This window comes from Marinilactibacillus sp. XAAS-LB27, assembly GCF_036039175.1.
In the GTDB taxonomy this organism is placed as follows: Bacteria; Bacillota; Bacilli; order Lactobacillales; family Carnobacteriaceae_A; genus Marinilactibacillus.
Window position 1 is genome coordinate 1 of the sequence record NZ_JAYXKP010000002.1, and the last position, 12,153, is coordinate 12,153.

Sequence of the window (12,153 nt, forward strand, 5' to 3'; positions counted from 1 at the left end):
TCTAGCTTTATTCTTCACCAACGCCATTTGACATAGAACCAAAATACGCAGATCATGATGTATACGAAAGGGTTTGGAAAACAAATTTATGGAGAAATCGTTGATTATCTATTATTCGAAGATAGTAAGGAAAGAAAAAAGAGCGACAATTAACTAAAAAAATTCACCGGATTTTAAAAGAACCGTATGAATTTAAAGGTAGTTATCATTTCCTTTGCCAGTACATTAGAGATATTCACAATGAAGTAAAAGAGTATGAGCTCTTGGAACACCCACCGGGGGGAGAAGATCAATTATATTTTGAAAGTTACTGTGTATCTTATAATGGTAAAAATAAAAAACATTAAATTATTGGTTCTCACCTTCCCTTTTCCAATCGAACCTTTACGGTAACTCTTCCTAGAAAAAAATAGTGTTTTAAGTGGTTTGAAATTTTTATTCAAATTAGCGTAGGCTGTTTCATAAGCACTTCGGATAGATAATCGTGCCGCAGCAGTTGTTCAGTCTCGGGGAGGAGCAACGAACTCAGTTAATTACTTTACCTGAAACGGCTTATCCTGTATTTAAGTATAAAGAAGTTAAAACAAATAAAAATAAAGAAATTAGATTAAACGATCAATTCATTATATACCAAAAATTGGGTTTAACCGAAAGGTTACCTTACAACTGTTCTAGGATCGATTCAGATTTGTTAATAGAATAGGAAAGATTATTTATAAAGAACCTCGTCCTTATATGGACGAATCTCAGGAAATCAATTGGATCGAATTTTTCAAAACCTATCGTCAAAAGTCGAGATTCATTATCTATTCTAAGTATTAAAAGTTTATCCCTCAAAAATCAAAAGCTATCTGTTAGAAAACACCTTAACTTAAAGAAAGTCGTGCACAGATCAAATGATTACCTTACTTGAAGCTTATTATCTATCTGAGATTGAATAAAAGTTTGTAAAGACCGTCCTAGAAACAACAGAAGTCGTTGAAAAAGATGTGTCCACTTTTTTAATTATCTATGATTCTCTATCTCCGAAAGTGAGGGCCCAATAATGGAAAAGAATTGAAACAACTGTGTAAATGTATGCGTTTTGCGCATGTTTATGATTACGTTACTGAGGAAAATAGATCAGAAGTATTATACGAAGAGCTATTAAACTACTTGAAATGTAAACAGCGCAAACGCAAAAATTCAAAAGACAATCGGTTTATTCATAAAGACAGGACTTAAATCGACTAAACCCATTAGTCAATATGAGTAGCATAATCAGATAGGAATTCCGTCCTCAACGAGTCGTTATGAACTAGTTACCCTAGATTTTTTCACACTGTAGAAAGAAAGTACTTGTTTGTAATAGAAGCTCAGGGACAGGAAAAACAACGTTGGTTACGGCGCTAGGCATTAAAGCTTGTCGTAATGGATAAGATATCCAGTTTTATCGTGTACTAATTTTTGAACTTTTAAAAGTATTTTGATATCCAAATATCATTTATTTTTAATTCTACAATTTTTCTATCCCTCAAAACTAAAAGTAAACGTTTCTTCAATTATTCTACAATGAATTCATAAAAGCACAAAAAACAATTCCATACTTAAGAAATTACGATTTGTTTAATTTCTTGATTTTAGTAAAAAAATATAGTGGTAATTCGAATTCGCAATAGTAAATTTATAAGTAGGATGAATGCAGCAAATAATCGAGCCACTAATTAGCTCTTTGACTTTAAAATAATTTACCGCAATACTAAACTCGGAGTTCGTTGCGATAATTTTTTCTCGTAAAAAAGCAGTACAAAACTTATACGTTAAATAATAAGTCTGAAAAATTCATTTCTTTACTTTACACCTTTCAATTTATTAAGATTATAAGAGTAATTTATAAGTTTCTCTTTAATATATAGAACGCTATTTGAAATACGTTTGAATCATATATCACAATTTTTACTTTTTTAGATACAATTCAATTTTTTCAAACTGAACATTTGATTCAAACTTTCTAGCAAATAACATATCATTATTAAATACTTCAACAAAATCATCTGATTCAAATCTATAAGGATTGCCCCTAACCCAATCAATATGTCTCATAGTAGCTCTATTGTCGTCAACACAATCAATTTCATATATATTATCCCTAAATCCACTATTGTATATCAATGTTTGAATATATAGTTCATCTCCACATAGAGTATTTTTGAAAGTTTTTTCTATCCATTCTTCATTTAAAATTACATACTGAACAAAAGAATGCGTTAAACTAAACCAGTTCGGCCCTTTCTTGAAGTTAACTTCTGAATTTCTATTAATCCTGAATAATTTTTGAATAAACAAGGAAACTCTTTCTATAATCTTAAAAAAGAGATTATTTTGACGAGGTTTAAGCTCTTGGAAAAAATAATAATATTTGGTTCTATCTTTATGCATATTCTGATTCTTATTGAATCCTACAAAGTTTTTATTTTGATTTTTCTGAAAGAAAGAATGAATAAAATCTTGAGATTTTGTAGGTAGATCGGAGCCAGATATCAAGTGGTAATTAGAATATTTCTTATGATTAGCAGCCGCCCTTAGTAATATCATCTCACATTTTATTTGACTATATCCACCCCAGTTAACTTCTATGTTTTCAGTGAAAATCAGTTCACTATATCCCAACGTATTTTTTATTCTGAAATAATTAAACCCGTGAGACTTTTTGTCTATATGAATAAAAATATCATTTCTAACATCATCTAAAGCCTTTAGCAATGTAATGAGAGTTTCGTTATATTCGTGAGCCATTATTAAATAAGCATGTTTATCCATTTAAGTAATTCCTTTGTAATTTATAGTAAAAACTCATCCAATTTTTCGAATTGTCTTTTTGAAGACTCTTTCAGAGCAGGAAGACTCTTATTTTTATGTTTAAATGATTTTTCGATATCATCATAATTCAAATCATCTATTGACTCAATATTCAATGTTTCAATATTTAAATCATAATCCTTGATCAAGTTTTCTGACTTTTTACTATAGTTTAATGCAAAAATTTTTTTTCCATACATCAAACTCAGTATTATCGAATGGAACCTTGTAGCAATCATCGATTCTACTTTTGAAAATACGCCTAAAAATTCATCAATGTTACCTCGATAGTTAACAACAACTATATTCTTTTTATCTTTAACTTTTGAAAGAACCTTATCTGTACCTAACTCATCACCTTCACGCTCACAAAAAGAGAACAAGTAAATTTGTTTCCCCTCTTCTATAAAACGATCAATCGTTTTGCTTAATTGGTTGATATAATTTGTTTGAAATTGTTTCAGGTTTTTTCTTTCCTCTAAATCAATTACAGATAAACCTACACTGTTTTCTACTATACCGTTGTACTTATTAATCGAAAGATCGAGTACTATATCTGCTTCTTTTCTTACATTATCTAGTTGTTTAAACAACTGATAAGAAGCTGAGTCTCTGAAACAAACATCATCAACAATTCCGAACAAATTATGGTACAGTTCATAAAATTCTTTTGATTTGTAAGAACCAAAATTCGATCCTAAAACAAATAATTTCTTGTTTTGTTTTTTTGTAAAAGACCACAAATCTTTTCTTTGCTGATAACTTTTTTCCCACCCTGGAAACTCTGAGAATATGGATCCTCCTAAACATACTAACGCATGAATATTTTTTCGTTTCATAAATCTCTTAAATAGCAGATTTTTTTTATTAGTATTAGATAAAATATAATTGTAATATTTATTGATTCTTATTACTTTCAGATTATTATATTTTTTTTCCATAAAAGTATAGTCAAGCTGACAAAATATAAAGAAATTATGCTTTGGATATCTAGCCAAAATGGTTTCTAAGAACAAATCATCTCCGATATTTTTTTCTAAGTAGATGTCTAGTAATATATTCATTCAGATCTCCTTTTTTGAAGTGGGCTTAATACCTTTTAAAAATCCTCTAACTTTATACATTTTTGTTAGTAAATAATGAATTAACAAGTAATTGTCATTATTAATCAAATGAATCAACAAGTAATCAAATTTGTTATTTGAACTTAATTCAAAATTCGGGAAATTAAGTTTGAATTTCACTATTACTTTTTTAACATATTCTCTTTGGTGTTTAGGTGATATTTCATCTGTTCGGTATGGCATGATTAAAGCAGTTAGAATGTGTTTATATAGTTGTAAGTTATGTTCCTGCAAATCGATTCCTTCAGAGCTATTCTCATCTATAAACGCCTCTATCTCAGATAAAAATTTAATCATATCATCTGAGATTTCTAAATGAATATTTTTTGTTGATTGATTTGTATACTGAACGTAATTATACAAATAATGATCGATAATTCTAAACTCATTTATATGTTTAAAATAATTAATGTTAAAAATAATATCTTCACCCATTTTAATCCCCGTGGGAAAGGTAATATTATTGTTCTTGATAATAGAACTACTATAAAGTTTATTACACGGAGAATTAGTTAATCCTTCATCGTAATACTTCCAAAAGTTATTACTAAATTCTTTTTTACTTAAAACTTTAGGAATCTCATTACCTTTATTTTTCAAATTAGATATATTATTCTTAACATCTTGTATATAAAATCCATATATTACCATACTGTTGACATTTCTAAAATTACTCACTAATATTTCGAGTGCATTTTTTTCTATATAATCATCACTATCAACAAAAACTATAAATTTTCCCTTTGCATTTTTTATTCCATTATTTCGAGCTACTGATACTCCAGAATTTCTTTGATCAAAAACTCTTATTCTAGAATCTATGTCGGACAATTTGATACAAACGTCCAAACTAAGATCAGTAGAACCATCATTGATAACTAATACTTCAAAATCCGAATATGTTTGGGAAAGTATAGAATTAATTGTTCTAGCAATAAATTTTTCTGAGTTATAAACAGGTACTATTACTGATATTAAATTCAATACATATCGCTCCTCGATACTAAACATCTCATTATACTTTTTTAAGTACTTTAGCGTTCTTTTCTTGGTAAAAAACTACTTATGATAAATATTAATATTATAGAATAAAGCGTATTCCTATAAAAAACTGACGAAGATCCCCTAACCCAAGAAATAAACGAGTACTGTAACATTATAGTATATATAATAAAATGGTAATTATTATTTTTAAAACCCTTTTCAACTTCAGTAGTTATAGCTTGCGCAGCTGTTCCAACAATAAACCCAAGAAGCGGTCCGAAGTTCCTAAAACTATAGTAAACTTCACCAATAAAAGAACCTCCAATAGTAGGTGTCTCCAATAATAAAACGTAATTCGAATTATTATTAATTTGTTCTATACTGCTTGAAAAATTTGGTAATATACTAACAAGGTTTGTAATGAACTGCGAACCCCAGGAATGAGGAACAGTAATTGGTGTTTTATCTATAGTTAAAGTAAGTGTATAGATTGATGCGCCAAACTCATCCATGACATCCAAAATAGGATTATTTAATATAATATCTCTGAAAATTTGAATTATGTAATCAGTACCTGATACTTCATACGACCTAAATTCCGCTACAGCTCCTAAAAATCCTGCTGCTAGGTATCCTGTTAATACAATGAAAAACATATTTTTCTTTGTAAATTGAATGTTGTAAACTCTGATAAAATAATAAAAAATGAGTATCAGCTTTATAACTTGCCACATTCTTCCTCCAGAAAACATTGTGATAATATAAAAAAGTGTATAAACACCTGTTATGAATAAGCCCCTTTTGAAATCATTCTTGGAACCTAGTAGCATTATAACTGCACCTACAATACTAAAGGTAGCAAAAAAGGCCGTAAACCCTCCAAATTCTACGTTAAAAGTTGCTAAGTAGCCACTACTTAAAGCTATCAATAATCGAGAAAGTTGTATATATGCTTCTACTAAAAAAGTAGGAACAAAAATGACTAGTCCTAGCTTGAAAAGATTATTTTGACTGATCGTATTAAATTTTAAGTTTTGATTTTGAATTTTTGTATTATCAGTCTCAAAACATTTCAAAGTTATAATACCTAATGTTACAAACATGATTATGAGCAAAGAATATTGTGCTGAATTGATAAAAGTTTCATTTGAAACGAAATAAGAAACATCAAACCCCATTGAGTATTCTGGAGAAATAGCTTTTAATATAGGTTGCCCTAAATGAAATAAAAAGTTTAACCACGTGAATATTCCAGCAAGACTAAAAAATTCAATTCCGACCACTTTATAGGTGAAAAATGTAACTAAGCATTGGAAAATAGAAATTATACCAAGCATAGCCAATGCATGTTGATACTCAGTTGTATTTATAAGATTAGTAGCAAGATATGAAAAACTACTCAAAGCGATAAAAATATAAACTATTAATAATTTTGTTTTGTTTACTCTTAACATTTGCAATTCTCCATAAATTTCAAATTTTGTTGACAATTTATCTGTAGAAACTCATAACATTACCTATCATAAATTTTTTCCCATTTAGATGCAATATCTTTTATATTGAAATTTTCAGTAATTAGTCTTGTATCAATATTCGTTCTTAAGTTTCTATTGTCCATATATGTCTTAATTACTTCCACCCATTGATTTTTTTCTATCAAAGGTAACCTCTTGCTTTCTTTAAGCAAGAGCGCTTCTTGAGTGACTCCTGTTGAAACTAAGCATGGCAAGCTGCTAGCTTGTGCTTCTATCAAACTAACAGGGAAACCTTCATAGAGTGAAGGAAACATAATTAGATCAATAGCTTGAGTCAGATCACTTATATCATCTCTGTTCCCAAGTAATAAGAAATACGGTTCAAGTTTCTTTTTTTGAATATAAGATTTTATCTTGGAAAAGTCAGGACCATCACCTACTAAAACAAACTTTATATTGATTGATTTCCGAGTTAAAACTTCGCATACATCAACAATAAATTTTTGATTTTTCACGGGTGCCATTCGTCCAATGTGTCCAATCACAAAAGTTTCCTCCGTGATTCCAAGACCACTTCTAATCTTTTTTCTTAAGCGGATATCATAATTAAACTTATCAAGATCCACTCCGTTATAAATGATTTCACCATTATCTTCAAAATTTCTCTCTCCATATAAATAAGCCCCAGCTTCTTTTCCACACGCTACAAAATCAGTACCCGATTTTGCAATCAAATACTTCATGGCTCTTTTATATAATTTATACTTGAAGTTTTCATTAGCACTACTTTCAGTACTATGAGAGTGGCATATTCTAATAGGAATATGATTTTTATAAGCTAATTTCAATAGTAAACCACTGTTCCAAAGCGTATTGACATGTATTACATCGTAACTATTTTCTCTTAATAGCTTATCAAAGTCTTTGATAAATTTTTTGTAATCTTTTTTAGGTTCTATGATTCTTTTAATTATGGCTCCGTAATTAATGGCTTCTTCTTCAAAATAGCCTGGACTTTGATCGAAAACCAGAAATTCATAGGTATATTTATCAAGTTTTAAGTTTTTAAAAACGTTCATAGTATTAATTTCTGCTCCACCAGTATTCAGACTTCCTATTACGTTTAATATTTTTTTCATAAGTTCTTCCTCAAAAATTATTTTTTAAGTACTTATTTTTCCAAATAATATAAATACATAATCCAAATGGGAAATTCATAAAAGTGAAAACAGCAGAGTAACTGTTGTTAAGTATTTCTTTCAAGGTTTTGTTTGCAAAAAGGGAATAGGTTATATATAGCCAAGACCCCTTTAGTTTTTGTTTAAAACTGAAATCAAATCCTCTAACATGTTTCCAGAGTTCAGCATGTCCTTTAGGATTCTTAATTTGTAGCAATCTTCCTTCCAAAGTAAGTCCATCTTCCATATATTCGACTAATTGAACGACATCATTAAAGGTAATCATTTTGTATTTACCGTACAAACAGGCTTGTATATTAAGATAACTTTCAGAAATAAATTTCTCACCGATTATCTCAGGATAAGGAAAAGAAGTGAAGACTTTTCTTAAGTACACATCGCTACATTCTCCTTTTCTACTTTTATTCATATAAGTAGAATAAGTCATTATCTCTGCATTCCCATTGTAAGGAACGTCAAATACTGAACCGTCTTTGTTCCCTTTCAAAAAGGCAAACCAACCGATAGTACTGTGTTGATATTTATCTATTTTATTTAGAATAATGTTTACAGCATTTTTATTCAAAAAATCGTCACTATCTAGTACCATTACGTAATCCCCAGCAATAAATTCGTGTGCATAATTCAAAGCTGAGTGTTTTCCACCATTGCTTTTTTTACGGTAATTTATCTGAAAGGATTGTTTATGATTTTTTATAATCTCTTTAACAACCATATCCGTCCCGTCTGTACTTCCATCATCAATGATAAGCCACTGAAAATTAGGGTTAACTTGTATAGTCATACTCTCGTATATCCTATTTAAAAACTCTTTTCGATTATAAGTTGGTGTTAGTAGAGTTAATCTAGTCATTATTAACTTCCTTTATCGTATACGATTTGCTTTTCAATTATTTTCTAAGATACGTTTTATTTCAATTGCACTATCTTTCCAATTGTCAGTACTTTCGTATTTGCTTGCTTGATAAAATAAGTTATCCTTAAATTCTTGATTTTGGATAACTTTGGCCATTTGTGTTTCTAAATCCTTTGAATTACCTGGTTCGACCAATATAGAAGCAGTCTGATAATCAAGTAACTGTTCTTTCAAACCTCCCGTGTTACTAGCGATTACTGGAACACCAAAAGACTTACATATTTGAATAACACCTGATTGAGTAGCATCTAGATAAGGTAAAACAGCCACTAAGTTTTTACCTACAAAATAATTTTTTAATTCATTATCAGGGATCCACTCATTCACAATTTTGACATTCAGTAAGTTATTGAACGTTTTCTCATAATTTTTGAAATCTCCTGACCCTGCAACGGTTAAGGAAATTTTGTCTGTTATTTTTGTGATATTTTTATAAGCCTCACCTAGCTCACTTAGTCCTTTATATTTTGAAATCCGTCCAAAAAAAACAAAATTAATGATATCATCATTATAAAGTCCAGCCTCAGTTATATTGACTGTATCATAGTAGTCGTAATCACCCATTGGTAAATAAATCACTTTACTTTTTTTGTTGTATCTTTCTTCAACATCAGAAATAAAACTAGAACTTAAAACAATGATAGTATTAGATTCTCTTATTAATTTTTGTTGACCTAATAAGTTTTGTAGATAATAGTAAAACTCTCCACTATGCGGTTTCGGATCATGAAGCGTAAGGATTTTATAAGAATCTGTAAATATACTGTTAATTTTTTGACTCCAGAAAGTGATCATAGGTACAAATATGGCTACTATTTTATACTGTTTGAACTCTTGTATTATGATTTTACGAGATTTGTTGAATAGTATGGAATTCACTATTAATGATAATTTGGTTTGATAAGTTTCAATTACCACTAATTTCTCGAGTCTTATCTTTTTCCAGTCTGCAAGATTCTCGTTATGCGAAGCAATTATGGCCACACAAGAGATGTTTTGCGCAATCAATGATTTAGCCATCTCTAAAGCGTATAAAGCACCTCCGCCTTTAGATCCCGTATAATTAATTAGAACTACTTCTTTCATATCTGCTCCTTTATTTCTTCATTAAGCATTTTTGAATAGACAATTTCCATCTCTTTTTTTACAATTTTTTTATCGTATTGTAAACTCTTTGTATGATTATTATTCTTGATCTGGCTTCTATCACTAATTTTGATTTTGTCCAACGATTCAATCACTTCTTCTAAACTATCAGGTTTAAAGAAGTATCCATTTACACTCGGCTCTATTAAGTCTACATTTCCCCTGATTTTGGAGCAACTTATTGGCAGACCAGAAGCCATCGCTTCCATTAGAGCTACCGGAAGGCCTTCTTGTAGTGAGGGGAATACAAAACAGTCTGATATGTTCAATAGTTCTTTTATATCTGACCTATACCCTAAAAGTAACACTTGCTCTGAGATATTGAGTTCTTTGGCTAATGATGTTAATTTTTCTTCAAGCTCTCCTAGTCCTACGATCACGTACTTCATTTTTTTATCGTTTATTTTTGCTAATGCTCTTATGACTATCTCATGGTTTTTTCTTTTTGATAACTGTCCAACACTAATTAAAACAAATTCATCCGTACTAATGGCTAACTCTTTTTTTAAATCACTAGTATCTAGTATTTTATTTGAATAATTCTCAGTCTCTATTCCAATTCCAGGAACATATTTTATTTGAGGATTTGGAAATTTAAGAGCATTTCTATAATCTTCTTGGTTAATTGTTATGATAACATCAGTTTTTCTTGCTAAATATCTCTCTATTGAATAATATGTCAACCAATTAAACAGAGAAGCTCCTTTAAAAAAATGAAATCCATGTGCTGTATAAATGACTTTTAGGCCTGAACTTCTATACTTACTTGCTGCTAATCTTGATATAGCGCCTCCTATAGGAGAATGACAGTGGAGAAGCTCGAAGTTATTATCATTAATGATTTTTTCAATCGCCAGAAATGACTTCAATATATTCTTGAAATCCAATATAGATCTTGGGATAGGTACGTTATAGTACTTAATACCTAAGCTGGTTAACTCTTTTTTAAACTCCTCAACTCTTTCAGAAGATGTTATACTACCAAAATCAAAGTTACATGCCACTTGTACTTCAGTACCTAATTCTTGAAGTGTAAGGATATTATCTTTATTAAACAAATCAATCATTGATGCTACAGAAGCTAACATTAAAACCTTTTTCATAAAATAGCCTTTCTTGTCGTTTTTTTATAATAAAATTTATTTTTTTAAACGACTGTTAATTTGTTTAGCCGGATTGCCAGCCACTATGGAAAATTTCGATACATCTTTAGTAACTATGGCCCCTGTACCAATTACTGCACCATCTCCAATGTTAACTCCGGGCAATATTGTAACTCTACTACCAATCCAAACATCGTTTCCAATAATGACTGGGCTTTCTTCTTCGTGTCCTTGTAAATTCATAGGAATAGTAGTATCTTTAAAATTATGATTACTAGTATAAATAATGACTTCTGGTCCCATCATAACATTATCGCCTATGATAACTTTTCCATAAAGTTTGCAATCTACACCAATTCCAGAATTATCACCAATTTCAATAGTTCTGTCAAAAATAGCACCTTTTTCTATATTTATATTTTTACCAGTTACTTTGTCTATTATTTTACGAGCGAAGAAACTCCTTATTTTTTTTGCACCTAAAGAAATTCTCGAATCTGACAAAGGTAGTCTACTACCAAGTATTCTGTAAAATGATTTATAGATTAAATACATTTCATTGATTCCTTTCGAAATTAGAAATAAATACCTCACTTATCATATCAGCAAGCTTTTTAGTACCCAATTCATTAAAATGCGTCCCATCATTAGTTTTAAAATATAGTTCTTTGTTGTACTTATTAATTCCTAGACTATAAAGTGAATCTACATAAGGAAATTTAAATTCTTTTGATAGTTCGACCATGGCATCAGAATAATCAGATGGTTTTAAATTGTATGCATTAATAGAAGAATCTGTATCTAAATTATTGTATTCTGGCCAGTAGCGATAAGTCATGGGAATGAAGATAACTTCTAAACTAGGGTATGCAGTGAGTAATCTGTCCAATGAGTATCTCGCAGATCCTTTAAATGTAGTGACATCAAGGAGATCATTTTCATTCTCAATACGATTTCCCCAATCATTAGCTCCATACATTATAGCTATAGTATCTACTGCTTCCCATTCAATTTTTTGAAGTACGTTTAGCTTTTCGTCAAAGTATTCTGGTATTTCAGTATCATTCAATGCCTCATATTGAAGTTCGTAATTCTCAGTAATTATTGCATCAGTTATAGAGTGAAAAGAAAAAGAATCAAAAGAAACATTAGGGTGTACGCTCATAGCAGTCCCCCCCATGCCCAAGTTTATCGCTTGTATTCCAGTATTTTCACCAATGATATCAGGAAAAGATACGTTTTCTTCTTCTAAATTTTGGGTCATGCTATCACCAAAAAAAACAACCGTTTTATCTTCGACCATAGTGTTTTGACTTTCTTGATTAGATGTAGTTGTAGCTCCACATGCACTTAGTAAAAAAAATGAAA

Annotated in this window: 9 protein-coding genes and 1 pseudogene; all 10 read right to left on the bottom strand. The window is 29.9% G+C overall.

All coding sequences use genetic code 11. The features are described 5' to 3' along the window. Positions 1-1,935 precede the first annotated feature (1,935 nt). Positions 1,936-2,799: a beta-1,6-N-acetylglucosaminyltransferase gene (locus tag VXN63_RS03755; protein ID WP_327756637.1), complete on the bottom strand. Its 864-nt coding sequence runs from the start codon at positions 2,797-2,799 to the stop codon at positions 1,936-1,938. Positions 2,800-2,819: 20 nt separating this feature from the next. Beyond that, entirely contained in the window at positions 2,820-3,902 is a 1,083-nt protein-coding gene (locus tag VXN63_RS03760; RefSeq protein WP_327756638.1) for a polysaccharide pyruvyl transferase family protein, read from the bottom strand. Then, on the bottom strand, positions 3,903-4,946 hold the full coding sequence (locus tag VXN63_RS03765) for a glycosyltransferase family 2 protein (RefSeq protein ID WP_327756639.1): 1,044 nt from the start codon (positions 4,944-4,946) through the stop codon (positions 3,903-3,905). Positions 4,947-4,996: 50 nt separating this feature from the next. Then, positions 4,997-6,400: an O-antigen polysaccharide polymerase Wzy gene (gene wzy / locus VXN63_RS03770; RefSeq protein ID WP_327756640.1), complete on the bottom strand. Its 1,404-nt coding sequence runs from the start codon at positions 6,398-6,400 to the stop codon at positions 4,997-4,999. A gap of 59 nt (positions 6,401-6,459) precedes the next feature. Beyond that, a complete protein-coding gene (locus VXN63_RS03775; protein ID WP_327756641.1) occupies positions 6,460-7,560 on the bottom strand; it encodes a glycosyltransferase in 1,101 nt (366 codons plus the stop codon). A gap of 10 nt (positions 7,561-7,570) precedes the next feature. Continuing rightward, positions 7,571-8,473 carry a glycosyltransferase family 2 protein gene (locus VXN63_RS03780; protein WP_327756642.1) on the bottom strand — a complete coding sequence of 301 codons (903 nt, stop codon included), beginning with the start codon at positions 8,471-8,473 and terminating at the stop codon, positions 7,571-7,573. A gap of 33 nt (positions 8,474-8,506) precedes the next feature. Beyond that, positions 8,507-9,622: a glycosyltransferase gene (locus VXN63_RS03785; protein ID WP_327756643.1), complete on the bottom strand. Its 1,116-nt coding sequence runs from the start codon at positions 9,620-9,622 to the stop codon at positions 8,507-8,509. Continuing rightward, complete coding sequence (locus tag VXN63_RS03790) at positions 9,619-10,785, bottom strand: glycosyltransferase family 4 protein (protein ID WP_327756645.1); 1,167 nt, start codon at positions 10,783-10,785, stop codon at positions 9,619-9,621. The genes VXN63_RS03785 and VXN63_RS03790 overlap by 4 nt, the downstream gene beginning before the upstream one ends. Positions 10,786-10,833: 48 nt before the next feature. Further along, positions 10,834-10,992: pseudogene (locus VXN63_RS12105) on the bottom strand (DapH/DapD/GlmU-related protein); the annotation flags it as partial. Positions 10,993-11,341: 349 nt separating this feature from the next. Then, positions 11,342-12,088: an SGNH/GDSL hydrolase family protein gene (locus VXN63_RS03800; RefSeq protein WP_327756647.1), complete on the bottom strand. Its 747-nt coding sequence runs from the start codon at positions 12,086-12,088 to the stop codon at positions 11,342-11,344. Between the last annotated feature and the right edge of the window lie 65 nt (positions 12,089-12,153).

Coding starts and splice junctions, on each gene's coding strand:
- VXN63_RS03760 (WP_327756638.1), bottom strand. CDS start 3,902: ATGAATATATTACTAGACATCTACTTAGAAAAAAATATCGGAGATGAT.
- VXN63_RS03800 (WP_327756647.1), bottom strand. CDS start 12,088: ATGGTCGAAGATAAAACGGTTGTTTTTTTTGGTGATAGCATGACCCAA.
- VXN63_RS03780 (WP_327756642.1), bottom strand. CDS start 8,473: ATGACTAGATTAACTCTACTAACACCAACTTATAATCGAAAAGAGTTT.
- wzy (WP_327756640.1), bottom strand. CDS start 6,400: ATGTTAAGAGTAAACAAAACAAAATTATTAATAGTTTATATTTTTATC.
- VXN63_RS03775 (WP_327756641.1), bottom strand. CDS start 7,560: ATGAAAAAAATATTAAACGTAATAGGAAGTCTGAATACTGGTGGAGCA.
- VXN63_RS03790 (WP_327756645.1), bottom strand. CDS start 10,785: ATGAAAAAGGTTTTAATGTTAGCTTCTGTAGCATCAATGATTGATTTG.
- VXN63_RS03755 (WP_327756637.1), bottom strand. CDS start 2,799: ATGGATAAACATGCTTATTTAATAATGGCTCACGAATATAACGAAACT.
- VXN63_RS03785 (WP_327756643.1), bottom strand. CDS start 9,622: ATGAAAGAAGTAGTTCTAATTAATTATACGGGATCTAAAGGCGGAGGT.